Source organism: Streptomyces sp. AK02-01A, from assembly GCF_033795305.1.
GTDB lineage: Bacteria > Actinomycetota > Actinomycetes > Streptomycetales > Streptomycetaceae > Streptomyces.
In genome coordinates this window covers 1-25618 of sequence record NZ_JARBAE010000046.1, presented here as the reverse complement: position 1 = coordinate 25618, position 25618 = coordinate 1, and the positions used below count along the sequence as shown (strand labels likewise).

General features: G+C 70.2%; 21 protein-coding genes. 2 read left to right on the top strand and 19 right to left on the bottom strand.

What is annotated here, in order from left to right; genetic code table 11:
- Positions 1 to 191: 191 nt before the first annotated feature.
- Genes PV679_RS30125 through PV679_RS30115 form a run of 3 tightly spaced genes read right to left on the bottom strand, consistent with a single transcriptional unit; the run spans position 192 to position 2105 of the window.
- Positions 192 to 605 (bottom strand): arsenate reductase ArsC, encoded by a 414-nt coding sequence (locus PV679_RS30125; protein WP_319683756.1) that lies wholly within the window; start codon positions 603 to 605, stop codon positions 192 to 194.
- On the bottom strand, positions 598 to 1713 hold the full coding sequence (gene arsB / locus PV679_RS30120; protein ID WP_319683755.1) for an ACR3 family arsenite efflux transporter: 1116 nt from the start codon (positions 1711 to 1713) through the stop codon (positions 598 to 600). Before arsB ends, PV679_RS30125 begins: the two co-directional genes overlap by 8 nt.
- A complete protein-coding gene (locus tag PV679_RS30115; protein ID WP_319683753.1) occupies positions 1710 to 2105 on the bottom strand; it encodes a metalloregulator ArsR/SmtB family transcription factor in 396 nt (131 codons plus the stop codon). The genes arsB and PV679_RS30115 overlap by 4 nt, the downstream gene beginning before the upstream one ends.
- A gap of 138 nt (positions 2106 to 2243) precedes the next feature.
- On the opposite strand from PV679_RS30115, the gene PV679_RS30110 reads away from it, so the two are divergent.
- Together PV679_RS30110 and PV679_RS30105 are read left to right on the top strand one after the other, a co-directional pair.
- Complete coding sequence (locus PV679_RS30110; RefSeq protein WP_319683752.1) at positions 2244 to 3467, top strand: epoxide hydrolase; 1224 nt, start codon at positions 2244 to 2246, stop codon at positions 3465 to 3467.
- Between the two features lie 330 nt (positions 3468 to 3797).
- Positions 3798 to 4583 (top strand): SAM-dependent methyltransferase, encoded by a 786-nt coding sequence (locus PV679_RS30105; protein WP_319683750.1) that lies wholly within the window; start codon positions 3798 to 3800, stop codon positions 4581 to 4583.
- 202 nt (positions 4584 to 4785) lie between these two features.
- Here the strand turns inward: PV679_RS30105 and PV679_RS30100 are convergent, their stop codons facing one another.
- The 16 genes from PV679_RS30100 to PV679_RS30025 all read right to left on the bottom strand — a co-directional run.
- Complete coding sequence (locus PV679_RS30100; RefSeq protein ID WP_319683748.1) at positions 4786 to 6192, bottom strand: MFS transporter; 1407 nt, start codon at positions 6190 to 6192, stop codon at positions 4786 to 4788.
- Positions 6193 to 6219: 27 nt separating this feature from the next.
- Positions 6220 to 6681 (bottom strand): hypothetical protein, encoded by a 462-nt coding sequence (locus PV679_RS30095; RefSeq protein ID WP_319683746.1) that lies wholly within the window; start codon positions 6679 to 6681, stop codon positions 6220 to 6222.
- A 5-nt stretch (positions 6682 to 6686) separates the two neighbouring features.
- Complete coding sequence (locus PV679_RS30090) at positions 6687 to 7601, bottom strand: 4'-phosphopantetheinyl transferase family protein (protein ID WP_319683745.1); 915 nt, start codon at positions 7599 to 7601, stop codon at positions 6687 to 6689.
- Positions 7582 to 8751, bottom strand: a complete 1170-nt coding sequence (locus PV679_RS30085) for an acyl-CoA dehydrogenase family protein (RefSeq protein WP_319683744.1) — start codon at positions 8749 to 8751, stop codon at positions 7582 to 7584. Before PV679_RS30085 ends, PV679_RS30090 begins: the two co-directional genes overlap by 20 nt.
- A complete protein-coding gene (locus PV679_RS30080; RefSeq protein WP_319683743.1) occupies positions 8748 to 9467 on the bottom strand; it encodes a hypothetical protein in 720 nt (239 codons plus the stop codon). The genes PV679_RS30085 and PV679_RS30080 overlap by 4 nt, the downstream gene beginning before the upstream one ends.
- Positions 9464 to 10396, bottom strand: a complete 933-nt coding sequence (locus tag PV679_RS30075; RefSeq protein ID WP_319683742.1) for a hypothetical protein — start codon at positions 10394 to 10396, stop codon at positions 9464 to 9466. Before PV679_RS30075 ends, PV679_RS30080 begins: the two co-directional genes overlap by 4 nt.
- A gap of 3 nt (positions 10397 to 10399) precedes the next feature.
- Positions 10400 to 10666, bottom strand: a complete 267-nt coding sequence (locus tag PV679_RS30070; RefSeq protein ID WP_319683740.1) for an acyl carrier protein — start codon at positions 10664 to 10666, stop codon at positions 10400 to 10402.
- A 130-nt stretch (positions 10667 to 10796) separates the two neighbouring features.
- Entirely contained in the window at positions 10797 to 12077 is a 1281-nt protein-coding gene (locus PV679_RS30065) for an alanine racemase (protein WP_319683739.1), read from the bottom strand.
- A complete protein-coding gene (locus PV679_RS30060) occupies positions 12070 to 13467 on the bottom strand; it encodes an ATP-grasp domain-containing protein (protein WP_319683737.1) in 1398 nt (465 codons plus the stop codon). The genes PV679_RS30065 and PV679_RS30060 overlap by 8 nt, the downstream gene beginning before the upstream one ends.
- A 73-nt stretch (positions 13468 to 13540) precedes the next feature.
- Positions 13541 to 14470: a 3-oxoacyl-[acyl-carrier-protein] synthase III C-terminal domain-containing protein gene (locus PV679_RS30055; protein ID WP_319683736.1), complete on the bottom strand. Its 930-nt coding sequence runs from the start codon at positions 14468 to 14470 to the stop codon at positions 13541 to 13543.
- A complete protein-coding gene (locus PV679_RS30050; protein WP_319683735.1) occupies positions 14467 to 15789 on the bottom strand; it encodes a glutamate synthase-related protein in 1323 nt (440 codons plus the stop codon). Before PV679_RS30050 ends, PV679_RS30055 begins: the two co-directional genes overlap by 4 nt.
- Positions 15786 to 16802, bottom strand: a complete 1017-nt coding sequence (locus PV679_RS30045) for an asparagine synthetase A (protein WP_319683734.1) — start codon at positions 16800 to 16802, stop codon at positions 15786 to 15788. Before PV679_RS30045 ends, PV679_RS30050 begins: the two co-directional genes overlap by 4 nt.
- 14 nt (positions 16803 to 16816) lie before the next feature.
- Complete coding sequence (locus PV679_RS30040; protein ID WP_319683732.1) at positions 16817 to 18124, bottom strand: methylaspartate mutase; 1308 nt, start codon at positions 18122 to 18124, stop codon at positions 16817 to 16819.
- On the bottom strand, positions 18121 to 18579 hold the full coding sequence (locus PV679_RS30035; RefSeq protein ID WP_319683731.1) for a cobalamin B12-binding domain-containing protein: 459 nt from the start codon (positions 18577 to 18579) through the stop codon (positions 18121 to 18123). Before PV679_RS30035 ends, PV679_RS30040 begins: the two co-directional genes overlap by 4 nt.
- A 251-nt stretch (positions 18580 to 18830) precedes the next feature.
- Entirely contained in the window at positions 18831 to 19037 is a 207-nt protein-coding gene (locus PV679_RS30030; RefSeq protein WP_319683730.1) for an MbtH family protein, read from the bottom strand.
- Positions 19037 to 25618 (bottom strand): non-ribosomal peptide synthetase (locus PV679_RS30025; RefSeq protein WP_319683729.1); only part of this gene is annotated, 6582 nt, incomplete at its 5' end. The genes PV679_RS30030 and PV679_RS30025, both read right to left, overlap by 1 nt.

The following is a 25618-nucleotide window of genomic DNA, read 5'->3' as shown; positions in this document are numbered from 1 at the left end:
CAGTCAGGCGCGGAGGCGAACCGCTGTCGTGCACCCGACATCCGTATGGCCGCTGCGTGAGTTGCCCGTGCCGCGCCAAAGGGCACGCCAAAAGGCGAGTTGAGTCACCGGATGTACGGGACGCGCTGGGCGGGCGCGAGTCGGGCCCCTTCAGGAGCCGCGGAAGCCGGCCCGTGGCGGGCCGCCGTCGGTCAGCCGGCCGGTGCCAACTCGGCGATCAGGCCGCGGACGCGCTGTTCGATCGCGTCGCGGATCGGACGGACCGCGTCCAGGTCCTGTCCGGCCGGATCGTCCAGTTTCCAGTCGAGGTACTTCTTTCCGGGAAAGACCGGACACGCGTCTCCGCAGCCCATCGTGATCACCACGTCGGACGCCCGCACGGCCTCCGTGGTCAGGACCTTCGGCGTCTCGGCGCTCAGATCGACACCGGCCTCCCGCATCGCCTCCACCACGGCGGGACTGACCGTCTCGGCCGGTGCCGAGCCGGCCGAGCGGACCACGACACGGTCGCCCGCGAGGCGGGTGAGGAAGGCGGCGGCCATCTGGGAGCGGCCGGCGTTGTGCACACACACGAACAGCACGGACGGCTTGGAGGTATCAGACACGGACGGAACCTTCTTCGGCGGCGGCCGGCTCGGCGGCGCTGGTGGTCGGTTGAGGAAAGAAGCGGCGGGCGGCCAGGGCGACATGGACCAGGCCGACCAGGACAGGCACCTCGATCAGCGGGCCGACGACTCCGGCCAGGGCCTGCCCCGAGGCGGCGCCGAAGGTCGCGACGGCGACGGCGATGGCGAGTTCGAAGTTGTTGCCCGCGGCGGTGAACGCCAGTGTCGTGGCGCGCGGATGATCCAGCCCCACGGCCCTGCCCAGGGCCATGGATCCGGCCCACATCACGGCGAAGTACACCAGCAGTGGCAGTGCGATCCGCAGGACGTCCACGGGCCGCGAGGTGATGGCGTCGCCCTGGAGGGCGAAGAGTACGACGATGGTGAACAGCAGTCCGTGGAGAGCGAACGGCCCGATCCTCGGAAGCAGCCTGGATTCGTACCAGGCGCGGCCTCTGGCCCGCTCGCTGAGGCGCCGGGTGGCGAATCCGGCCAGCAGCGGAATACCGAGGAAGATCAGGACGGAGCGCCCGACCTCCAGGACGGAGATGTCCAGTCCGGTCCGGTCCAGGCCGAGCAGACCGGGCAGCACCGTGAGGTAGAACCAGCCGAGCAGGCTGAACGCGACCACCTGGAACAGGGAGTTGAGTGCGACGAGGACGGCTGCGGCTTCGCGGTCGCCGCGGGCGAGATCGTTCCAGATGATGACCATCGCGATACACCGCGCGAGACCGACGATGATCAGGCCGGTCCGGTACTCGGGCAGGTCCGGGAGGAAGATCCAGGCCAGCGCGAACATCAGCGCGGGGCCGACGATCCAGTTCAGCAGCAGGGAGGGAATGAGCAGGCGGCGATCGCGGGCGACGGCGCCGAGACGGTCGTAACGGACCTTGGCCAGCACCGGATACATCATCATCAGCAGGCCCAGCGCGATCGGCAGCGAGACGCCGGTGACAGTGACCTTCGCCAGCGCGTGCCCGAGGCCGGGCACGAGCCGTCCCAGGCCCAGGCCGACGGCCATCGCGATCAGGATCCAGACGGCCAGCAGGCGATCCAGGAACGACAGCCGGGCGGCGGCCGGCCTCGCCTCGGTGGCCGCGGAACTCACAGCGCGGCCCCGTCGGGCCCGGTCGGCGGCGGACCGGCGGGACGGGTGAGCACACCGGCGAGCTTGTCGGTCATCTCCGGCAGCAGCCGGTAGTACACCCACGTCCCGCGCCGCTCGGAGTCGATCAGACCGGCCTCCCGCAGAAGCTTGAGATGGTGGGAGATGGTCGGCTGGGACAGCTCGAAGGCCGGAGTGAGGTCGCAGACGCAGACCTCTCCGCCGGCCCGGGAGGCGATCATCGACAGCAGCCGCAGCCGCACCGGATCACCCAGGGCCTTGAAGACCTTCGCCAGTCCGGCCGCCTGGTCCTCGTCCAGCGGAGCGGTCAGCAGCGCCGGGCAGCAGGCATCCGCGTCGTCCTGGCCGAGCACCAGGAGCTCTTGTTTCGACATGCTTCTATGTTGACGTTTTTCGATCCAGTGCGCAAGGCTGTATCGATGCATATCGATGCGGCCGGTCGTGATGCGCCGCGACTGCCGCCGCGAGCTGATCCATCAGGGATTACGGGACAGCCCGTAGCATCCGCGGGTATGACGAGCCCCGACCAGAGCCTTCGCCCTTTCCGCGTCGCCATTCCCCAGGACGACCTGGACGATCTGCACGAGCGTCTCGATCGCACCCGCTGGCCCGACGAGTTGCCCGGAGTGGGCTGGGCCTACGGCATCCCGCTCGGCTATCTGAAGGAACTCGCGCGATACTGGCGGCACGAGTACGACTGGCGGGCCGCGGAAGCCGAGTTGAACGAATGGCCGCAGTTCACCACCACGATCGACGGGGCCAACATTCATTTCGCTCATGTCCGGTCGCCGGAACCGGACGCGACTCCGTTGATCATGACGCACGGCTGGCCCGGTTCCATCATCGAGTTCGCGCAGGTCGCCGGACCGCTGACCGATCCACGGGCCCATGGCGGCGATCCGTCCGACGCCTTCCATCTGGTGCTGCCGAGCATCCCCGGGTTCGGGCTGTCCGGGCCGACGCGGGAGACCGGCTGGGAATTCCGCCGAGTCGCCGCCGCGTTCGCCGAGTTGATGAGCCGCCTCGGCTATCGCGCGTACGGTGCTCAGGGCGGCGACTGGGGCGCGGCCATCTCCCGGGAGCTCGGGCGTACGCACACCGACGAGGTCATCGGCGTACATCTGAACCTGCTGCCGGGTGCCGCCGCGACCGAGGAGCCCGACGCCGAGGAACTCCGCACACTGAGTCCGGCGGAACGCGCGCGCACGATCGCCTCCTGGGAGCGCGGCCGGCGGTGGAACCGCGACCGCCAGGGTTACGCCGACATCCAGTCCACCCGGCCGCAGACACTGGCATACGGGCTGACCGACTCGCCGGTCGGCCAATTGGCCTGGATCGCGGAGAAGTTCAAGGAGTGGACGGATTCGCGGGACCGCCCGGAGGACGCGGTCGACCGCGACCAGCTCCTCACCAATGTGATGCTGTACTGGCTCACCGGCACGGCCGGCTCGTCCGCCCGGATCTACTACGAGCGAGCGCATGCCCACTACTGGGGCGCACCGCCGGAGCCGTCGGCCGCGCCGACCGCACTGGCCGACTTCCCGCACGAGAATTTCGTACCGCTACGGCGCATCGCGGAGCGGACGAACAACATGGTGCAGTGGACCGAGTACGACCGTGGCGGGCATTTCGCCGCGATGGAGCAGCCGGATCTGCTGGTCGCCGATGTACGGAGATTCTTCCGGGAACTGGCCGGCCGGCCGCCCGGCGGACCCGGCGCCGACGGAGGCCGGTGAGCCGGTCGAGGACCGGGGACTTCGCAGGGCGTGAACGCGCCGTGACGGCAGGTGTTCGACGGAACCGTCACGATCGGCACCACCTCCTCACCGTCACCTTGTTGTGGGAGACTGCGCTGGTCAGGTGGCGGTGGGGGTGTGTATGAGCGGGCCGGACGAGTCTTTCGCGGCAGCGCGGGGCAGTGGCGGGGAACGTTGTCACGGCCGTCCGTGTCCCGGGACGGTTCGCCGACCGCCCGCCCCGGCCCCGGTGGCCGGTCCGGTTCGCCGCGCGCCCTGTTTCGCACCTGACGTTGTCCCGTCTGTATCCATCGCGCTACGGAGCTCGTCATGACAGCAGGTACTCCCAAGCCCCAGATCGACACCAGCAAGCCTCATCCCGCGCGTGTCTACGACTGGCTCCTGGGCGGCAAGGACAACTATCCAGTGGACCAGGAGGTGGGGGAGAAGCTTCCGGCAGAGGCGAAGGACGCCGCGCGCCAGAACCGCGATTTCATGCGCCGCGCGGGCGCTTGGCTGGCGAGCACCGGCGTGGACCAGTTCCTCGACATCGGTACGGGCATCCCGACCGAGCCCAACCTGCACCAGATCGTCCAGGAGATCGTGCCGGCCGCGCGCATCGTCTACACCGACAACGATCCCATCGTCCTTCGGCACGCGGAGGCCCTGCTGATCAGCAGGCCGGAAGGCATGACCGACTACATCCAGGCGGACGTGCGCGAGCCGCAGGTGATCCTCGAACACGCCCGGGGCTTCCTGGACTTCGACCGGCCGGTCGCTCTCTCGCTCATCGCTCTGATGCACTTCATTCCGGACAGCCAGGACGCGCACGACATCGTGCGCACCCTGGTGGACGCGCTGCCCTCCGGAAGCTATCTGGTGCTGTCCCACGCGGCCTCGGACCTCTTCCCGGAGCTGTCGGACCGGGTCACCGCCGAGTACGCGAAGGGCGGTATCCAGCTCGGCTTCCGTGACCGTGCCGGGGTCGGCCGCTTCTTCGAAGGGCTCGACCTGGTCGAGCCCGGCCTGGTGACGGCGCCGGAGTGGTTCAGGGACACGTCCGCTCCGCAGGCGGAGGACAGCGGCATCTACGCCGGAGTGGCCCGCATTCGCTGATCCCGTGTCAGATCCCGTCCGGCGGACGGGCATTCCTCCGGCCGGCAGCGATACCGGCCGGCCGGAGCCGGCGTCGCACGCGGAGGACCCGGGGCGTGGCCTCGCGACACCGTCCACCGTTGTGGTCGGCCGGTGTCGCGACGGCGCTCCGGGCCCGCGAGGTCCGAGGAGAAGTGCGAAGAGAGGTCCGAGGAGACGGGCCTCAGCCGGCCCGGGCCGCCAGCTCCGCCTCGGGACGGGTCGGCACCGGCTTCTCCGCGCCGTCCTTCGCGTCGTCCTTCGTGACGGTCAGCGGGTCGTTCGCCGCAGGCGTTCGCGAGGTTTCCTCCGCCTCGGCCGGATTCGCCGGCCGGGCGGCTCCGGCCGTCTCGTCGTCCTGCTTCGCGACCGGGTGGCGCAGCGCCGCCAGCGCGGCCAGCGGAGCGATCAGCGCCACCGCGCCGCACACCATCCAGGTGGTCCTGAGGCCGATCGTCAGCGAGAGGCTGCCGAAGAGGGCGATGGAGATCGGACCGGTGCCGATGCTCGCGAGCGTCAGTGTCGACATGGCCGCGCCCATCTTGGCCTTGGGAGCGGCCTGTTGGTAGACCGTCACAATGGCCGGACCGTTCAGCCCGGCCATGATGCCGACCGCGCACCCTGTCACCGCGATGGCGATGACCGACGGCATCAGCGCCATGAGCAGGATGCCGATCGCGATGCCCGCGCCGCTGACGACGAACCGGACCACCACGGGAATGCGGTGCGCGAGGACCGCGCCGGTGGCGCTGGAGACCAGGGCTCCCGAGCTGAACGCCGCGATGATCACGCCGATGGCGGAGACACCCCAGCCACGCTCCTGGACCAGCAGGGGCATCGCCACCTCGATCGGCCAGCCGAAGGCCATGTCGAGGCAGAGGGCGCACACGAAGGTCCAGCGCAGCCGAGGGTGCGAGGCGAGCAGACGCAGGCCGTCGCCCGAGGACTTCACCAGGCTCTTGCCGGGCGTGCGCTCCGGCGGCCGCATGCCCTTGGTGACGACGAACAGGGTGCCGAGCGAGATCGCGCAGGTGACGGCCGCCACCAGCAGCGCCTCCCAGAGTTCGCCGGTGGCGATCATCCAGGCGCCGACCGGTGAGCCCACGATCGGCGAGACCCGCGACACCATCGCGTAGAGGGAGTTCGCGCGAGGCAGTTGGTCATGGGTGGCCAGGTGCGGGATGACCGAACCCGCCGACGGACTGGCGAGCCCGAACAGCACTCCGTCGAACAGGACGATGACGATCAGCGGCCAGAGCGAACGCACCGAGGAGACGGTGACGGTTCCCGCCACCAGCAGCACGACCCGGGCCGCGTTCGTGCGCAGCAGGACGAAGCGGGGACCGAACCGGTCGGCGACCGCGCCACCGAAGACCAGCATCACGGCACGAGGGATCGTCGCGGCGAGCATCAGTGTGGTGACCGCGCTCGCACCGCCGAGCTGGATGGCGGTCCAGCTCATCGCGATGAGCAGCACGTAGTCGCCGCCCATCGCGGCCCCTTGACCGGCGACCAGCGCGTTGATCCTCCGCCACTGGATCGGCGGCTGAGTGCCGGTGGCGGGTGGCCCGGATACGTCGGTCTTCTTCATGGACACGCCTGTTCTAGGAGAGGAGGGTCAGTCGGTTTCGGAGCAGGGATCGCCATGGGCGTCGCACGGTTCGCCGGAGGCGTCCGGCCACCGGTCGGGCAGCGGCAGCCGGACCGTGCCGCAGCCGCCGTGCAGCGCGTTCTCGACCGCCCGGGCGGCGGCGAGCTGTTCGCTCGCGGCCAGGGTGCAGCCGCGCGCGAGCGGCGCGTTCGAGGTGATTTCGAGATGACCACCGAGATATCCGCGGCCCTGGGCGTCGAGTGCCTTTCCGGCCGCCCGGATCACCGCCGTACGGTGCGCGGGCCGGCTGGTCAGTCCCGGGATGTCCGAGGGAGTGAACCGCACGCACACGGTGTACGCGCCGCCTCTTCCTGTCTCCGCCTCGCGCCGGCGTGTCCGGTCCGCCGAGGACGCCGGTGCGGGGCGGGTGAGCGTGGTGCTTCTGACCGCTGTGCAGGACCGGGGACGGGAGGGCCGGTGTGTGGTCATCTTCTTCACTCCCTCTGCGGCCACGGGTCTCCGCGCGACCGCTGGAATCTGAACGGTAGGAAATCGAGCGTCTGAGCCGCGGCGCTTGACGGGGCAGGTGGCGGGCAGTTTCCGGGCTCGGGTCCGGGCGGACGCCAGTCCCAGTCGAAGATCCGCGGCCGGCGGGCCGCGTCGCCGAGCGTGGCGAGCGCGGCGACGAATCCGGGCGGCGCCGGCAGATCGCGCAGAGTCCAGCTCTGACCCGCCATGGGTCCCGCGCCGTGCACGGTGCCCGTGGTGAGGACCCGCAGACCCAGCCCGTCGAGCAGCCGGCCGCCACTCGCCTTGACACATGCCTCCTTACGGGACAGCAGCCGGTGGTAGACGGCCCGGGAGTCGTACGGCCGGTCCTGAGCGGCGACGCCGGCCGCCTCGTCCGGCGGCAGGAACCGTCCGGCCAGTGCCGCCGCGGCGGTGTGCTCCTCGATCCGCTCGATGTCCACTCCGACCGGATCCGGCAGGCACACCGCGAGCAGCGCGTGGTCCGCCGAGCGGCTCAGGCTCCACTGCCACTGGCTCAGCGCACCGCCGAACTCCGGCTTTCCGTGCCGCCCGGCCGACCAGTGCAGCGCGCACCCGGCGATCCCGAGATAGCCGCCCAGGATGGTCCTGGTCGCGCCGTGCGCCAGGACGTACCGCCGCGCCGTCGGTCCGTCCCGCATCCGTGCGGCCCGGCGCCGCTCGTGCGCGTCGAGCAGGGGCGCGGCCAGGCGGACGGTTTCGTCGTCCACGTCCAGCCGGATGTACCAGATGTCCGCGCCGCGCGGTACTCCGGGCGAGTCGGCCATCGTCACATGGACCTCGCCGCAGTTGGGGCAGGGCTTCACCGGGCCGGAGGCAAAGTCCGCCCACAACTCCGGCTCAGGCGGCAGGCCGGCCATCGGTCAGCCGTCCCCGCAGATAGCCCTGGGTCAGAGTGAGCCGCTGCACATTGCTGGTGCCCTCCATGAACTCGAAGGCACGGGCGTCCCGCGCCCACTTGTCCAGCAGCGGGTGTTCCCAGCGCGCGCCGGGACCGAACAGCCGCAGGGCCAGGAGTGTGGATTCCTCCGCCAGCCGGGTGGCCCGGATCTTGGCCGCCGAGGCGAGAGTGCCGTCGCCGGGATCGCGGTCGGCGGCGTGCGCGGCCGCCAGGACCATCGCCCGGGTGCCTTCGAGCCGGTCTGCGAGGTCGGAGAGCTGATGCCGCTCTCCGGCGCTGAGCCGGCGCCGGTGCTCGGCCGCGTAGTCGTGGGCGCCCTGGGCGACACCGAGGGCGAAGGACGCGACGACCGGGCGGTAGCGGTTGAAGGTGCGGACCGCCGACCACATGCCGCCACGTGTCGCGGAGCGGTGCCGGCCGAGCAGGTCCTCCTCCGCGACCGGTACGTCGCGCATCCGCAGTTCGCTGAGCTGGAGGCCGCGCAGACCGAGGGTGTCCAGCGGGACACCGGTGAAGCCGGCCGTGCCGGACTGCAGCAGTACCGCGACAACACCCAGTGGTCCGGCGTGCCGGCGGGCGAAGACCACACCGATTCCGGCGCGGGCGCCATTGCCCACGAACCGTTTGGTGCCGTTGAGCAGCAGGCCGCCTCCGGCGCCGTCCGGGCTCAGCGCCGTCCGCATACCGGCCGGGTCCGAGCCGTGCGCCGGTTCGGTCATCCCGAAGAAGGTCCAGGTGGGACGGTCCGCGAGCAACTGGTAGTAGCGGTCGCGCTGTGGCTGGTCGGCGATGTCGGCGATGACGAAGCCCGACATCGACGGGCCGGGCAGCGCCAGTACGGCGGCGGCGTCGACCCGGGCCAGCTCCTCCATGACGACGACCTGTTCCACACAGCGGTCCATGTACACCGGCCGGCCGCGGACCCGCAGCGGGTCCGGGTTGTACTCGGCGGGCATTCCTATCAGTTGACGCCACGGCAGTTCTCCGCTGAGCAGCGCGGTCGCGCGGGACGGGTCGCGGTCCAGTTCGAGCGCGGTGGCGCCCAGGGTCGCGGCGTGTTCCCGGCCGAGCGCGCGCAGATCGGACAGGAAGCCGTTGTCGGTGGTCATGGCCGCTCCGGGTCGGTTGACGGTGCGTAGGTGTCGGCGAGCAGTTCCGATACGCGTACCTCGCTGCCGGGCCCTCCGGTCAGATAGCCCGTCGCGCCGAACAGATGCAGACAGATCCGGCCGGTCTCGTCCAGGCTCCGGTGCACCCGGCGCAGTGTGCGCGCGGTCGGCGGACCGCCGAGCAGGGCACGGGCCTCGGTGGTGCCGCCGACGGCGTCCGCGAGCATGGCCCTGACCAGCGCGAGGTTGAGGGTGACCGTGTTCTGGACGGTCCGGCCGCGCAGATGGGCGGCCGCCTGTTCCACGAGCCGGTCGGCGAGCCCGAGCCTGATCCAGGCCAGGCCGGTCGGCCAGGCTCCCGGTGTGTCGCCGGCCGGCACGGGTCCGGAACCGGCGACGCGTAGAGCGATCATCTCCTGTTCTCCGGACGGGATCCGGCCCAGGAATTCCTCGGCGGCGCCGCTCTCCCGGGCACGCGGACCGGTCGGCGTCTCATGGCGGTCGCACACCGCCTCGACCGTCAGCGGTACGAATACATGCCCGCCGGGACCGGCCGGCAGCACACCGGGGACGGCCTCGGTGTGCAGCAGGACAAGAGCGGCCGCCGCGCCGTGCTCGTACGCCGCGTCCCGGTAACGGCGCGGATCGCTCCGCACGGGGTCCGCCGGCGCGACGACCGGGTCGCCGCTGAGTGGCGTTGTCGCTGTGTCGCTCATTCGGCGCCTTCCTTCTGTCTCGACTGCGCGTGGGCCGCCATGGACGGCTCGGCCGGCAGTGTGATCCGCACACTGCAGAGGTAGGGGAGTACGGGGTCACGGTCGGCGATCAGGATCTGTCCGCCTGGCGCGTCGCCGCGTTCGAGAAGCGCGGCGAGGGCCAGCCAGACGCCGGCGCAGGGATGGCCCTCCGCCGCCCTGGTCAGCCTTACGTCCGGGCCGGGCACCAGATCGCCGAGGCCGGCGCCGGCCACGAGCACCCGTGCTTCCCGCTCGGCGGGCCCGCTCCCCGCGGCGGGCCGCGCAGCGTCGGACGGAGCCGCCGCGCCGCCGCGGCCGGTCGCGGTGATCAAGGGACGGTCCAGCGGCATTGTGCCTCGCGGGCCGAGCAGCAGGGCCACCGCGACATCGCGCGCGGGCCGCACCGCCTTGTCGTCGGGCGGCAGTGTGCTCTGTTCCATGACCAGCACGAGCGCACGGTGCGAACTGCCGCTCGCCAGCCGGTCGACGGCGATCCGCAAGGCGGTGAAGGGGCCCGCGACGCCCTGTTCGGAGATGCCCATCAGCAGTGGGTCGCCCGGGACCAGATCGGACAGCAGGGAGGCGGGGAAGCTCTGGTGCCGGCAGTCGGGGCTGGCGTCGACGGTGATGATGAGGTCGATGCCGGCCAGTTCGGCGGCGAGTTCCCGGTGGATCACCCGGACCATGTCGTGGTAGCTGACGGCGACGCCGTCCTCCAGCCACGAGAAGTCTCCGAGCGGGCCGTAGATCGACTCCACATGGTCCCGGTAGGCCCGCTGATCGTTTGATTCGGAGCCGCGGTCGGCGGCGGTGAAGGCGAACGGGATGACGCGTTCGAGGCGAAGTCCGGCCGCGCCGCCTTGCGCGGCCGGACTCCGTCGGGTCCCCGAGTGGCCCGTGGCCGGCACGGGTCAGCGGCTCTCGGCGATGTAGTCGGCCAGCGCGCCGACGCTCTCCAGGTGGCTCTGCTGCAGGCTCTCCGGGTCGACCTCCATGTCGAGGCCGTCCTCCAGAGCCATCAGCAGGCCCAGCACACTGGTGGAGTCGAGGCTCAGATCGTCGAAGAGGCGGGTCTCCTCGGTGACATCGGTGAGTTCCTTGCGCAGCACGTCCGAGAGGGCGACGACGATGGCGTCGATGATCTGGCGGCGGTCGGTGTCGATGGCGGTGGTGGTCATGGTGTGTTCCTGCCGTTTCGGTGGTTGACGGGACTGGCTTACGGGACTGGCTTACGGGACTGCGGTGCGACGGACCGCGGCGAACGCCGTTGTCCGGTGGAGGAGGACGGGAGGAGCCGGCGGTGGCGGGTCAGCCGCCGAAGTCGTGCCGGATCTGCGGGGCGAGCATGGCCTCCGCGTCGTCACGGGTGCGGATGAGGCGTGCCTCGCCCGCGTGGACCAGCACCTCGGCCGGATATCCGTGGCTGAGGAAGTACACCGGCGAGGCGGTCGGTCCGTACGCGCCCGAGCGCTCCACTCCGACGATGTCGCCGGGACCCAGGTCGGCGGGGAGTTCGACGGCCTTGCCGATGGTGTCGTTGGGTGTGCAGAGCGGACCGGTCACATTCCACGGTGTGTTCTCCGCGGCGCTCGCCCGATTGAGCAGCCGCATCGGGAAGTTGCGCTTGACGTACGAGCCGATACCGACGGCCGCCATGTGGTGGTTGGTCCCTCCGTCGGCCACGGCGAAACGCTCACCCATGGACTCCTTGGTGTAGCGGACCTCCACCGCGTACAGACCGCTGTGCCCGACCAGATAGCGGCCCAGCTCCATCACGAGCCGGGTGCCGGGATGCCGTGCGCCGAAGTCCTCGAACACCGGGTTCAGGCGCTCGGTGAGCCTGGCGACATCCAGGTCGCGCTCCTTCGGGAAGTACGCGACGCCCAGGCCACCGCCGACATCGACCACATCGAGCGGGACATTCAGCCGCTCCGACAGCCGCTCGGCGAGTTCGAGGATCCGGCCGGAATTCTCGGCTATCACCTCCTCGTCGAGGAAGCGGGTGCCCATGTACGCCTGGAAGCCGGTCACCCGCACCGAGGTGTGCCGGGCGGCGAGATCGGGCGCGGCCATCAGCGCGTCCTCGTCGATGCCGAACTGCCGTGGTTTGCCGCCCATGGTCAGGCCGCCGCCCTTGACCGCGAAGCTCGGATTGACGCGCAGTACCACCCGGGCATGGGTGCCGAGTCCGGCGGCCACCTCGTCGATCAGCGCGAGTTCGCCGAAGGACTCACAGATGACGGTGATGTCCTCCTTGAGGCACGCGGTGATCTCGGTGCGGCTCTTGCCCGGTCCGAGGAACATGATCTGGTCGGCGGGCACACCGGCTCGCTGCGCGGTGAGGAGCTCGGCCAGCGAGGAGACCTCGGCGCGGGCGCCGAGCGAGTGCAGCAGCGCGCAGATACTGATGTTGGGATTGGCCTTGAGCGAGTAGAACATCTCCACGGAAGGGTGGAGCAGCTCACGCAGCCCGTTGAACTGGCGGGCGATGACATCGCCGTCGTACACGTAGAGCGGGGTGCCGAATCGCTCGGCCAGTTCGGTGACGGTGATGTTCTGTACGGTGTGGGGCCCGGGGGACTCAGACACGGGATCGGCTCTCCTTCTGCACACTCTGTGCTACGGCGTTGTCGAGTTCGGTCAGTTCGGCCTCGGAGCCGGCGATCAGCAGGCCGTACAGACGGCCGTTGCGGGTCCGTCCCGCGTCCTCGCCGGTGATCGCGGCGTTGACCGTCGCGAAGTTGTTGACCAGCAGGCCGCGCCCGGTCTCCGTGCTGAACAGCAGATCGCCGAGGCGTGCGCGCAGACGCGTGAACGGGACGGCGCCGGTGAGTGACAGTTCGTACTGCCGGGCCAGCGCGACATCGCCGGGGCGCATGAACCGCTCCTGGAGGCTGGTCTGGTAAGTGGACATGTTGTTACGGGCGTTGATCTCCAGGACCGGCAGCAGGCCGCCGTCCGCGGTGACGATCGCGTCCACGCCGACCACACCGTGGAAGCCGTCGGCGGCGAGCCGGGCGCCGATCAGAGTGGCGCAGCGCTCGATCTCGGCGGTGTGCTCGTCCGGGATACGGGCGGGGATGCGGTGTCCCTTGTGTACGCCTCGCTCGGTGAGCGCCTCCTTGACGAAGTCGAAGCGGACCGAGCCGTCCCGTCCCACGGTGAAGTGGTAGTTGAGATCGACGGCCTTGTCGGCCCACTCCTCGATCACCACCGAGATCCGCGGATCGCCGGTGCGCTTGGCGGTCCGGGCGACCATCCGGACGAGCTGGTCCAGCCGGCGCTCGTCCTCGACGACCATGATTCCCTTGCCGGACACGCCGAAGGCGTCCTTGACGCCGACCCGTCGTCCCGCCGCCAGTGAGGCACGGGCCTCTTCGGCGGCGGCGGTGAACTCGTCGACCGTCTCGCACTCCCAGCCGGTGGCCTGCGGCAGTCCCAGCTCGTCCGCGACCCGCCGGCTGTAGATCTTGCTGTTGACGGACTTGACGAGCGCGGCGGGCGGCAGCGCCGGAGTGAGGCCGGTCAGCTCACACAGCCGGTCCTCCAGGACGGACATGCCGTGCGGCAGCAGACGCGCGCCCCGCTCCGCCAGTTGCCTCAGCGATCCGATCAGACGCGGTGAGAGCAGCGCGTCGGCGCTGACGGTGTGCGCGGGGTCATGGGAGTCCGTGACGAGGATCTCCGGCAGGTCGAGGCCGAGCCCTTCGAGGTAGCCGAGATAGCCGGGATCGGGCGCCGACTTCAGTACGACGCAGTCGCCTTTGCCCGCCAGCAGCAGGGCGAACTCGTCCATCCTGTTGACGATCGCCGCCGAGGCGCTGCTTCCCACTGTGGGCAGGCCGACCTCGTCCCTGGCCCACTCGTCCTCCACCTCGAAGTTGCCGAGCAGGACGAACGGGGTCCGCGGATCGCCGGTGCAGGCGCTCTTCACGCCGTCGAGGAAGTTCAGGCTCTTGAGTGGTGGGGACGGTGACATGGAGTTCCTTCTGTCTCGTTCGTGTGGGTGGGATCCGGCGCGCTCCGCCTGCCGGCGACGCGGGACGTGCGGGTCAGTGGCGCAGGACCGCGGCGGAGAACGTCGCGCCGAGACCGACGGCGGCCATCAGATAGAGGTCTCCGGGCCGGAGGCGTCCCGCCTCACGCGCGTGCACGTAGTTGATGAAGGGATCGGCGGTGAAGCAGTGTCCCGTCACCGGGATGTTGTCGAGGTAGACCCGGTCCATCGAGATGCCGAGGGCCTTGCATGTCCACTGCCAGGAAAGGCGGTTGACGTTGTGCGGCAGGATCAGGGCCAGATCGTCGAAGTCCACACCCGCGTCCTCGGCCGCGTCCCGCATGACGGCGGCCAGTGTGTCGTTGTGTTCTTTGAGGAACATGGGATCCAGCGGGTACGGCGGAAACTCACCGCTGTACTGACCGCGGGTGACGGTCGCGAAGCCGAGCAGCCGGTCCCGCTGTCCGTCGGCGGAGACAAGGCAGGCCGCGGTGCCCTCACCCATGACCGTGCTCTCGGGAATGATCTGCAGAGTGCGGCTGAACACCTTCTCGCCGGTGACGACCAGGGCCAGGGCCGTGGCGTCTCCGTCGGCGGCGAGCAGCCGCCCGGCGAGATCCATGGCGAACACGCCGGTCGCGCAGCCGTGCTGGGTCAGGGTGAAGCCGATGGCGTTGGCCAGTCCCAGCTCCGCGCAGAGGTCCTCGACGGTGTTCTCACCCGCCGGTTCGACGGTGGACACGGTCCGTGCGTAGACGACGTATCGCACCCGGTGCTCGTTGCCGCGCAAGGCCGTCAGAGAGTTCACCGCCGACCGCAGGGTCGTCCGCAGATCGTCGTCCGGGGCCCGGCGCACCGACCTGAGCCCGTAGAACCTGCGGAATGTCCACATGAGGCTGTCCTCGGCGGCCACCTCCGCGCCGATCTCGGTGATCCCGACGCTCGACTCGGGCAGATGGCAGCCGACTTCCACGAGAGCGGTCATGCTCCTTCTCCGATCTCGTCGGCGCCGACACCGGCGGGCGCGGGCGCGGCAGGCGGGCCGTCGTACGGGGATCCGGCGGCCGGCCACCACAGGTCGTCCGGCGTGAGCGCGTCGGCGGTGTATTTGCCGAGCGAGCTGATCAGCAGGCGGGTCTCCAGCGCCAGGCTCTCGGCCAGCCGGACCAGTCCGGCCTCCGGGTCCTCGTCGACCGCGACGAGCGCCGCCCGGCCCAGTCCCGCCGCGGTGGCGCCGAGCGCGAGGCCGCGTACCACCCGGCTGCCTTCCCACATGCGTCCGGTCACCAGCAGACAGCCCTCCGGGCGGCCGATCCGGCGCAGGCATTCCGCCAGCGGCAGGCCGACATGGTCGAGGAAGGTGCGAGGCGCCCAGCCGGTGCCGCCCTCCGCGCCGTCGACGGTCACCGCGTCCGCACCGGCGCGCCATGCCGTGGCGGCGGCCGTGGCGATGTCGCGGCCCGGGTGGAACTTCACCCACACCTTGGCCCTCGGGAAGTTGTTGCGCATGAACCGCACCTGCTGGCGCACGATCTCCTCGGTGAAGGTGCCTGGGCTGGCGCACCGCAGCACGCTGCCGGAGTCCGCGCCGAACACCTCGCGCACCGAGAAGCGGTTGGCGAGCCGCAGCCCTTCGGCCCGCTCCATCACCGTCATACCGCCCAGGCCCGGTTTGGCGCCCTGGCCGATCTTCAGCTCGAAGGCGAGCCGTCCCGACTCCAGCAGCGGGCGTGTCGCCGGGTCGCTGTAGACGAGGTTCCAGACCTCCGAATCGGCGTCCTCGGTGCTCTGCTGCACCGTCACTCCGCCGAGGCCGGCCGGGGATTCGTCGAGGTAGGCGTGGATCCGGGCCAGCATCGCCGGAGCGGCCCGGCCGGAGCCCTTCCGGTATCCGTGCACCGGCACCATGTTCTCGCCGATGACCATGGGGACGCCGAGTCTGCCGGCCTGCCGGCTCGCCGCGATCCCGAGGTCGCCGCTGCCCGCCCGGGTGGACCCGAACGCCGACAGGAACACCGGCAGGGTGGAGCGGAAACCGCCGATGACGGTGCGCAGGTCGACATCGTCGTCCAGCGGCTCACGGCCCAGCGCGATGAGCTTCTCCAGCCGCCGGGGCATGAAGACCGGCGGGACGATCCGGGCCCGGTCCAGCTCGTCGCCGTATCCGTGGCCGGGGCCGGGCACGTCCGCGCCGAACAACTCGGTGCCGTACGCGGCCACCGGCGGGAACACCTCGCCGGTCCCGTTGCGGGCGCGGGCCCGCACCTGCCGCTCGGGAAAGCCCTGTGCGCGCAGACCGCTCATGGCGCGATCACTCCCGGCAGCTTCGGATAGGCGCTGACCTGCCAGAGCGCGTCGAGGCCGGTGAGGAAGCGGACCAGCCGCTGGACGCCCATGCCGAAGCCCGAACTCGCCGGAATGCCCTCGCGTGCCAGGCTCAGATACCACGCGTACTTGGCGGGGTTCTCACCGCTCTCCCGCATCCTGGTGACGATCGTGGCGTAGTCGGTCTCCCGCTCGCTGCCGCTGACCAGTTCGCCGTAGCCGCCGTGCGCGATCAGATCGAAGTTGCGCAGCGTGCCGGGCCGGTCCGGCGCCTCACGGTCGTAGAACCCGCGGGAGCCCTTCGGGTAGTCGGTGATGAAGAAGGGCCGGTCCGCCTGCCGGGACAGCGCCTCCTCACCGGCCCAGTCGATCTCGGCGTCCGCGCTCTGCCCGTGGCCCTGGCCGTGCAGCCGTCCGACGGCCTCCTCGTGCGTGTGGACATCGAACTTGCCGGTGAGCAGCTCGGCGAACGAGAGCTCGTCGCGGCCGAGTCCGCGCAGGACCTCCGGCACCGTCTCCCACACCCGCGCGGTGACATGCGCGAGCAGTCCCGCGGCGATCTCCATCACATCGTCCCTGGACGCGCCGGCCATCTCCACGTCGATCTGGTGAAACTCGACGAGATGCCGTCCGGTGCCCGCCGTCTCCGGAGGTTCCACTCGGACGTTCGGCGCGATGTAGAAGAGCTTGCCGAAGCCGCGCAGCGACGCCTGCTTGTAGAGGATCGCGCTGGTCATGAGTTTGTACGGCTCGCCGTAGTAGTCGACGTCGAGCGCCTTGGCACCGCGTCCGCCGGGATCGGTCACCGGGCCGACGAGTGGTGGCAGGAGTTCGGTGAAACCGTGTGAGCGCAGGAACTCCCGCGCCGCGTACAGCGCTTCCTGCTGTACGGACATGGCGGCCCTGAGCGACGGCGAGCGCAGATGCTCGCCGAGCGGTGCGGGCCCGTTGCCGTCCGCCGCGTTGCTTGCGATGTCGTCCGTGTGGAGCATCTCGCCTCCTGGCTTCATTGGTCGAACTTCCGTGCGACGCTGTGCAGAGCGGACAGCAGTTGCGTCGAGGTCATGGCGGATCGCGCACTGGGCGCGGGACTCGGTCTGATCGGCATCGCGCCCACCGCCGACCAGCGGAGCCGTCCGGCGTGGTCGATAAAGCTCCGGGACCGGCCGGCGTTGTCCGGGTGCAGACAGAACGGGACATCCAGATAGCCGCGGCGGAACGCCGTCTCCAGGGCCCGGCCGAGGTCGTCGCCGAGATCGAGGACCGCGGTGACGAAAGCGCGCGCCTCTTCGTAGACCCCGCTGTCCAGAGGCGGGTGAGGATTCGCCGTACCGCGCGTGGCCGCTGCCGTGGCGGCGGCGGTCTCCAGCGCTCGCACGTTCTCTCCGACGGTCGGGATGCGGTGCGCCTCCGCTGCCGTCTTGACGATCAGCCGCCGCGCTCCGGACCGTACGGCCAGCTCGGCGGATCTCTCCAGCAGCCGCCGGGCGCCGCTCTCCGAGGTCGGATAGACGCCCATGTACGTGTAGAGAACGACGTGCCAGTCGGTCTCGGCCGGCAGGAACTCGGTGGCGAGCCGGCGCAGTGCCCGGACCGCCTCCTCGTCCTGGGCGGGATCGGTCTGCTGCGCGTAGCTCATGGACACGCTGTTGACGCCGTGCCGGGTGAAGAAGACCGCTTCGAGCACACTGATCGCCACCAGCAGGCCGGGCGGGCAGAGCTGGCCCAGCATGCAGCCGCCGAAGCTCTCCAGATGCGGTGTCCTGGCCGAACCGGCGAGCAGCGCGCAGGTGAGCGTCCAGTTCTTCACCGACTCGCGCAGCGGGGTGCGGCCGTAGGGCAGGCAGTAGGAGACCGGTCCGCCCTCGGTGGCTTCCAGACCTGCGGCGGTGAGGGCCTGGACGATGCGCTGGGGCCGCGACGAACCGTGGCGTACCTGCACCGGAAAGGACTCGTCCAGCAGCCCGTCCAGCACGGCCCGGGTGGAGCTCAGTGAATGGGAGACGATCGGGTAGCCGTTGAGCCGCGCGCCTTCCGCGAGGGCCTTACGGGCCGCCGCGTGCTCGCCCAGCCGTGTGTAGCTGTCGATGGTGAGGGTGCCGACGGTGGTGGCCGCGGCGGACTTGGTCCGCGCCAGCCCGGCACGCATCCGTGCCAGGTCGCTGAAGCCCATCCGTGGCTGGACGACCAGCCGGCCGGCCGCCGCCGAGTCCGCGACGAACCGTCCGAAGGGCGATCGCCGCACCGTCGGAGAGACACCGGCGCCATGGCCGCGCGGTGCGTCGGCGGTGTACGGGATCCCGGGCCCGGTCATGTCGCCACCCGCCTGGTCCGCAGGGCCGGCGACGCACCGGCCGCCAGCGCCGAGACGAACTCCTGGAAGGCGGTCAGGTCACCGTCGTCGAAGACGGCCGTGAAACCGGCGGTGAGCAGCCGCAGAGCGCTGTCCGCGTCGCCCGCGCCGGTCACTCCCAGCTTGCCGCCGATCACGACCGGGACCTCGGCGAGCGCCGCGTCCCGTCGCAGCCGCGTGATGGCCGTGAGCCCGTCGCGATACCCATGACCGTTGACACTGCTGATGACGACCAGGTCGGGAGCGTGCGCCCGGCACCGCCGGACCAGCAGCTCGTCCGGCACACACGGGCCGAGGTTGACCACCTGGTGACCCATCTCCTCGATGAGGAGCTGGAGAAAGACCAGGTTCCAGTTGTGCGAATCCGATGCGCTACTGGTCACCAGGACCTTGAGCCCGCACTGCGACAGCACCATTGACGCTCTCCGAAAAGATGTGGGGTCCCCGTGTTGTCGGACGAATTCCGCGACCGGGGCCATTCCTTGTGGCGCACTTAAAATATAGAAGCGCTGTCGTGGTGCCGACGGAAGTTGATGCGGCAGTAATGCGGGCAGTCGGTGGATATGATTGCGACGGCCGGCATGCGACAAAGAGCGACGGCCCGCCGCGCCGATGGCGGGACGGGCCGTCGCTGCTGACGGATATTCAGGAGTACCGGGCCGTGCGTTCAGGAGTACTGGGCGACCAGGCTCTTCGGCCGGATATCGGTCCAGTGTGTCTCCACATAGTCCAGAGCCTCCTGACGAGTGCCCTCACCTCGGGCTATGTCCCAGCCTGCGGGCACCTCGGCAAAGGCAGGCCACAGGGAGTGCTGTCCCTCGTGGTTGACCAGGACAAGGAAGGTGCCGTCGTTGTCGTCAAAGGGGTTGGTCATCAGGAGTTCCTCTTCTTATTGAGAGTGGCGGGAATTTCTGGCAGTGCGGAAAGCTTCCGCTGGAGAATGCGGCCGATCTGTGCGAGGGGTTCTGGTTCTGTCATCCGAAGGTGAGTGGAATCAATGTCGTAGTCGTCCACCTTTCCTTCGACATGGCCGTTCCACCGGTCGATGGTGGGCGTGTTGGATCCTCTCCCGGCGGTGGCGGTGAAAAACACCGGATCGCCGACGAAGACCCGGGGCCGGTACGCGCGCATGATGTCGACGTGATTGCGGGCCGCGTCGACCAGTGCGGCCACCTCCGTCCTGGCGAAGCCCGCCAGCACCGGGTCCCTGCGCCGCAGCACCTGCACGACCGCGGCGGCGTCGAAACGGTCGAAGAACCCGGCGGGCAGGCCGTCCTCCTCGTCCTGCGGCCCGACCAGGATCTCCAGGCTCTCCCGGTCGGTGAGCGGGATCGCGGCCTCCTCGGCCGGTACCGGATAGGAGTCCAGCAGCGCCAGCAGCTCCACCTGCTCACCGGTCTCCTGGAGCCGGGTGGCGATGGCGTGTGCGACGACACCGCCGAAGGACCAGCCGAGCAGCCGGTACGGTCCTCGCGGCTGGACCTCGCGGATCCGCGCCAGGTAGTCGTCCGCCATCTCCTCGACGCTCGCCGCGCGATAGCCGGGCCGGGTCAGCGCCCGGGTCTGGAGCGCGTAGAGCGGACCGTCCAGATGCCGGGTGAGCCCGGCGTACGGCCATCCCATCCCGGCGCCGGGATGGAGGCAGAACAGCGGGCGCCCGCCGCCTTCCGCGCGCAGCGGCAGCAGCACGCCCAGAGCGTCCGCGCCGGCCTCCTCGCCCAGCAGACCGGCCACGGTCGGCGAGCGGAACAGATCGCGGACGCCGAGATCCACATCCAGCGCGGCCCGGACCCGGCTCATCAGCCGGACCGCCAGCAGGGAGTGTCCGCCGAGGTCGAAGAAGTTGTCGTCGATGCCGACCTGGCCGAGGCCGAGGATGTCGGCGAACAGACCGCAGAGAATCTCCTCGCGGGAGGTGCGGGGACCGCGTCCGGTGGCGGTGGTGTCGTGGACGGGCGCGGGCAGAGCGCGCCGGTCCAGCTTGCCGTTGACCGTCAGCGGCAGGGCGTCGAGCACGACGACGGCCGACGGGACCATGTAGTCGGGCAGTCGCTCGGCGGCGGCCGCGCGCAGCGCGGCCTCGTCGAGGACGGCGCCGGGCCGCGGTACCACGTAGGCGACCAGACGCTTGTCGCCGGGCCGGTCCTCGCGTACCACCACCGCGACCCGGCCCACCGAGGTCCGCTTGGCCAGTACGGCCTCGATCTCGCCCGGTTCGATACGGAAACCGCGGAGCTTGACCTGGCCGTCGGCGCGGCCGACGAAGCGCAGTTCGCCGTGTCCGGTCCAGGCCACCAGATCGCCGGTGCGGTACATCCGGCTCCCGTTCGAGGCGAAGGGATCGGGCACGAACCGGTCCGCCGTCAGCGCGGCGCGCCGGATGTATCCACGGGCGACATGGCCGCCCGCGATGTACAGCTCGCCGGTGGCACCACGCGGCACCGGGTGCAGCCGGCCGTCCAGGACATAGGCGCGGGTGTTGTCCAGCGGACGGCCCAGATGCACGGCCTCCGGCAGTCCCTGGGAGCGGTGGTAGCGCCTGAGATGCGAACCGAAGGTCGTCTCCGTGGGGCCGTAGACATGCACCACCGCCGTGTCGGGGCAGTGCTCAAGGACGCGGCGGACCAGGGCCGGTGACACGACGTCACCGCCACTGCCCACCTCACGGAGCAGCCTGAGTGTGTCCAGCGCCTCCTCGGCCATGACATGGAACAGACCGACGGTCAGGAACGCGGCGGTCACCTGGTGCTTCCTGATGGTGCGGGTCAGTTCCCGTACGTCGGCGCCGTCGCCGGGAGCCACCACGAGCCGGCCGCCGTTGAGCAGCGGCACCCAGATCTCGTAGGTCGAGGCGTCGAAGCCGTAAGGGGAGTGCACCAGCACGCGCCGGTGCACGTCCGGGTCCCAGCAGCGGTCGGCGGCGAGCTGGGCGACATTGTGGTGGGTGACGCCGACGCCTTTGGGCCGGCCGGTCGAGCCGGAGGTGAACATGATGTACATCAGCGCCTGGTCGTCCGTCTCCACCAGCGGATCGCCGGCCGGAGTATCCGCCGGAGCGGGCGAGTCCGCCGCCAGGACCACCGTCCCGGCGGCCCGTTCTCCTCGTACGGCCTCGCCGTCGAGCGTGGCCGCGTCGGCGAGCAGGACGGTCGCGCCGACCTCCGCCATGATCATGCGTACGCGGCTGCCGGGCGCGCGGGTGTCGATGGGTACGTAGGCGGCGCCGGTTTTGAGGACGGCGAGGGTGGCGGTGATGAGGTGGGGGCTTCGGTCCATGAGGATGCCGATGGCGTCCTGTGGTTGTACTCCGGTCTGGATGAGTTGGTGGGCGAGTGTGTTGGCGCGTTGGTTGAGTTCGGTGTAGGTGAGGTGTTCGTCTTCGTAGGAGAGGGCGATTCGGTGGGGTGTGCGGTGTGTCTGGGCTTCGAAGAGTGTGTGGACGGGTCCGGTGGGGGCGTTGTCGGTGGTGGTGTTGTTGTATTCGTGGTGGAGCCAGTGGTGTTCTTCGGTGGTGAGGAGGTCGATGTCGTCGATGTGCTGGTGTGGGTCGGTGGTGACGGTGTGGAGGATCTGGCCGAGGCGGGTGGCGATAAGCTCGGCGGTCGCCGGATCGAACAGATCCGCCGCGTACTCCAGAAAGCCCCGCAGACCGCGAGGCGCGCCGTCGGCGTCGCGCAGCTCGCGAAGCGACAAGGTCAGATCGAACTTGGCCACGCCGGTGTCGACGGGCACGGGAGCGCCGTCCAGCGGCGAACCGGAACCGTCCGGCTCCGCGCCGTTCTCCAGCAGCAGCATCACCTGCACCAGCGGGTGGTGCGCGGTGGAGCGTGCGGGGTTGAGGTGTTCGACGAGGCGCTCGAAGGGAAGGTCCTGGTGGGCGTAGGCGGCGAGGTCTGTCTCTCTTACGCGGTGGACGAGTTCGGTGAAGGTGGGGTTGCCGGAGGCGTCGGTGCGCAGGACGAGGGTGTTGACGAAGAAGCCGACCAGGTCCTCCAGTGCGTCGTCGCCGCGTCCTGCCACGACGGTGCCGATCGGCAGGTCGTGGCCGGCGCCGAGCCGGGAGAGCGTGACGGCCAGCGCGGCCTGCAGCACCATGAACACCGTCGCGCCGCTCTCCGCCGCGATCCGCGCCAGCCCGTCGTGTATCTCCTCGCTCAGGATGACGGGCGCCAGGCCGCCGTGATGACTGGCGACCGGCGGGCGCGGCCGGTCGGCCGGCAGGTCCAGCACGGCGGGCGCGCCGTCCAGCACGGTGCGCCAGTGGTGGAGCTGACGGCTCAGCACGCTGTTCGGGTCGGACTCCGACCCGAACAGCCGCCGCTGCCAGAGGGTGTAGTCCGCGTACTGCACGGGCAGCGGCTCCCAGTGGGGCTCGTGTCCGGCGAGCCGGGCGACACAGGCCGCGGACAGGTCGGACATCATCGGCGCCATGGACCAGCCGTCGGCCGCGATGTGATGGACGAGGATCACCAGCACCTGCTCGCCGGTGTCGTCCACCTCCAGCAGCCAGGCTCGCAACGGGATCTCCGTGGCCAGGTCGAAGACATGTCCCGCCGCCGTGTCGATGGCCTTGGCCAGTTCCTCGCGGGAGGTGCGCACCACGCTCAGCTCCGGTCGGGCGTCCGGCAGGATGAGCTGGTACGGCTCACCGTCCGCCGCGCGGTACACCGTCCGCAGCACCTCGTGCCGCGCGGCGACATCGGCCAGCGCCGAGGCCAGGACAGCCGGGTCCAGCGCCCGGTCGAGATGTACGACGACAGGGATGTTGTATGTGCCGCTCGGTCCGTCGAGTTCGTTGATGAACCACAGCCGGCGCTGTGCGAACGACAACGGCATCCGCTCGGCTCGCTCCGCCGGTACCAGCGCCGCCCGGCTCACCGGCTGGGCCGCCTCGCCGATCCGCCGGTCCAGACCCGCCACCGTCGGCGCCTGGAACAGGTCCCTGATCGTCGCCTCGGCTCCGAGCGCTGAGCGCACCCGGTTGATGAGCCTGCCGGCGAGCAGGGAGTGTCCGCCGAGGTCGAAGAAGTTGTCGTCGATGCCGACCTGGCCGAGGCCGAGGACGTCCGCGAACAGTCCGCAGAGAATTTCCTCGCGAGGCGAACGCGGACCGCGTCCGGTGCGCGCGGCGCCGCGCACCGGAGCAGGCAGCGCCGCCCGGTCGAGTTTGCCGTTGGCTGTGAGCGGCAGTGCGTCGAGGACGACCACGGCGGAGGGCACCATGTAGCCGGGCAGCGTCTCGGCCGCCCAGGACAGCGGCGCCGCCTCGTCGAGAGAGGCGCCGGCCCGCGCGACCAGGTAGGCGACGAGCCGCTTGTCGCCCGGCCGGTCCTCACGGATGACGACGGCGGCCTGTCCGACCGACGGATGGCGGCCGAGGACGGTCTCGATCTCGCCGGGTTCGATGCGGAAACCGCGGATCTTGACCTGGGAGTCGGCGCGGCCGACGAAGCGCAGTTGTCCCGCCGCGGTCCATCTCACGACATCTCCGGTGCGGTACATGCGTTCACCGGTGGCGCTGAACGGGTCCGCGACAAACCGGTCCGCGGTCAGACCCGGTCGGCCCAGATAGCCGCGGGCCACATGCGATCCCGCGAGATAGAGCTCGCCCGTGCCGCCGCGAGGGACGGGACGCAGGCGGTGGTCCAGGACATGGGCGCGCGTGTTGTCCATCGGCATGCCGAGATGGACCGCGTCGAGCACCCGGTCCGCCAGGCCGAAGCGCTGATGGTGAGAGCCGAAGGTCGTCTCGGTGGGCCCGTAGGAGTGGACCAGCACGGTGTCCGGGCAGTGTTCCAGGACGCGCCGCACGGCGCCGGGCGAGACGACATCGCCGCCGGTCCAGACCTCCCGCAGCAGCTTGAGCGTGTCGAGGGCCTCCTCGGCCATGACATGGAACAGACCCACGGTGAAATACGCGGCCGTGACGCCGTATGTCTCGATCGTGCGGGCCAGCGCCCGCACATCGGCGTCGTCACCGGAGGCCACGACCAGTTGGGCGCCGTGCAGCAGCGGGATCCAGATCTCATAGGTCGAGGCGTCGAAGCCATAGGCGGAATGGACCAGCATCCGGCGGTGGTTGTCGAGGTCCCAGCAGCGGTCGGCGGCGAGCTGGGCGACATTGCGGTGGGTGACGCCGACGCCTTTGGGCCGGCCGGTCGAGCCGGAGGTGAACATGATGTACATCAGCGCCTGGTCGTCCGTCTCCACCTGAGGGTCGCCGGCCGTAGCCGGCTCGGTGACAGGGAGATCCGCGACGATGATCCGGCTGCCGGCCCGCTCCTCCTGGCGCACGGCCTCGCCGCTCAGCCGGGCCGTGTCCGTGAGCAGGACGGTGGCACCCACTTCCTCCATGATCATCCGAACCCGGGAAGCCGGCAGACCCGTACCGATGGGTACGTAGGCGGCGCCGGTCTTGAGGACGGCGAGGGTGGCGGTGATGAGGTGGGGGCTTCGGTCCATGAGGATGCCGATGGCGTCCTGTGGTTGTACTCCGGTCTGGATGAGTTGGTGGGCGAGTGTGTTGGCGCGTTGGTTGAGTTCGGTGTAGGTGAGGTGTTCGTCTTCGTAGGAGAGGGCGATTCGGTGGGGTGTGCGGTGTGTCTGGGCTTCGAAGAGTGTGTGGACGGGTCCGGTGGGGTCGTTGTCGGTGGTGGTGTTGTTGTATTGGTGGTGGAGCCAGTGGTGTTCTTCGGTGGTGAGGAGGTCGATGTCGTCGATGTGCTGGTGTGGGTCGGTGGTGGCGGTGTGGAGGATCTGGCCGAGGCGGGTGGCGATGAGCTCGGCGGTCGCCGGATCGAACAGATCCGTCGCGTACTCCAGAAAACCGTCCAGTCCCTGAGGCACACCGTCGGCGTCGCGCTCTTCACCGAGCGTCAGCGTCAGATCGAACTTGGCGAGACCGGAGTCGAAGGGCATCTCCGTACCGGCCAGCGGCGAGTCACCGGTCTCCGGCGCCACGGCGTTCGTCAGCATCAGCATGACCTGCACGAGCGGGTGGTGTGCGGTGGAGCGTGCGGGGTTGAGGTGTTCGACGAGGCGCTCGAAGGGAAGGTCCTGGTGGGCGTAGGCGGCGAGGTCTGTCTCTCTTACGCGGTGGACGAGTTCGGTGAAGGTGGGGTTGCCGGAGGCGTCGGTGCGCAGGACGAGGGTGTTGACGAAGAAGCCGACCAGGTCCTCCAGTGCGTCGTCGGCGCGTCCTGCCACGACGGTGCCGATCGGCAGGTCGTGGCCGGCGCCGAGCCGGGAGAGCGTGACGGCCAGCGCGGCCTGCAGCACCATGAACACGGTCGCGCCGCTCTCCGCGGCGATCCGCGCCAGCCGCTGATGCGCCTGTCCGTCCAGGGCGAAGGGAATCACCGCGCCGGTGTGTGTGGGTGTGGCGGGTCGTGGGCGGTCGGTGGGGAGTTCGAGGACGGGTGGTGCGTTGTGGAGTGTGGTGTGCCAGTGGTGGAG

Bases quoted from the DNA above. Each gene is read 5' to 3' on its own strand.
- PV679_RS30115 (WP_319683753.1), bottom strand. From the start codon at position 2,105: ATGTCGAAACAAGAGCTCCTGGTGCTCGGCCAGGACGACGCGGATGCC.
- PV679_RS30110 (WP_319683752.1), top strand. From the start codon at position 2,244: ATGACGAGCCCCGACCAGAGCCTTCGCCCTTTCCGCGTCGCCATTCCC.
- PV679_RS30105 (WP_319683750.1), top strand. From the start codon at position 3,798: ATGACAGCAGGTACTCCCAAGCCCCAGATCGACACCAGCAAGCCTCAT.
- PV679_RS30100 (WP_319683748.1), bottom strand. From the start codon at position 6,192: ATGAAGAAGACCGACGTATCCGGGCCACCCGCCACCGGCACTCAGCCG.
- PV679_RS30095 (WP_319683746.1), bottom strand. From the start codon at position 6,681: ATGACCACACACCGGCCCTCCCGTCCCCGGTCCTGCACAGCGGTCAGA.
- PV679_RS30090 (WP_319683745.1), bottom strand. From the start codon at position 7,601: ATGGCCGGCCTGCCGCCTGAGCCGGAGTTGTGGGCGGACTTTGCCTCC.
- PV679_RS30085 (WP_319683744.1), bottom strand. From the start codon at position 8,751: ATGACCACCGACAACGGCTTCCTGTCCGATCTGCGCGCGCTCGGCCGG.
- PV679_RS30080 (WP_319683743.1), bottom strand. From the start codon at position 9,467: ATGAGCGACACAGCGACAACGCCACTCAGCGGCGACCCGGTCGTCGCG.
- PV679_RS30070 (WP_319683740.1), bottom strand. From the start codon at position 10,666: ATGACCACCACCGCCATCGACACCGACCGCCGCCAGATCATCGACGCC.
- PV679_RS30060 (WP_319683737.1), bottom strand. From the start codon at position 13,467: ATGTCACCGTCCCCACCACTCAAGAGCCTGAACTTCCTCGACGGCGTG.
- PV679_RS30055 (WP_319683736.1), bottom strand. From the start codon at position 14,470: ATGACCGCTCTCGTGGAAGTCGGCTGCCATCTGCCCGAGTCGAGCGTC.
- PV679_RS30050 (WP_319683735.1), bottom strand. From the start codon at position 15,789: ATGAGCGGTCTGCGCGCACAGGGCTTTCCCGAGCGGCAGGTGCGGGCC.
- PV679_RS30045 (WP_319683734.1), bottom strand. From the start codon at position 16,802: ATGCTCCACACGGACGACATCGCAAGCAACGCGGCGGACGGCAACGGG.
- PV679_RS30040 (WP_319683732.1), bottom strand. From the start codon at position 18,124: ATGACCGGGCCCGGGATCCCGTACACCGCCGACGCACCGCGCGGCCAT.
- PV679_RS30035 (WP_319683731.1), bottom strand. From the start codon at position 18,579: ATGGTGCTGTCGCAGTGCGGGCTCAAGGTCCTGGTGACCAGTAGCGCA.
- PV679_RS30030 (WP_319683730.1), bottom strand. From the start codon at position 19,037: ATGACCAACCCCTTTGACGACAACGACGGCACCTTCCTTGTCCTGGTC.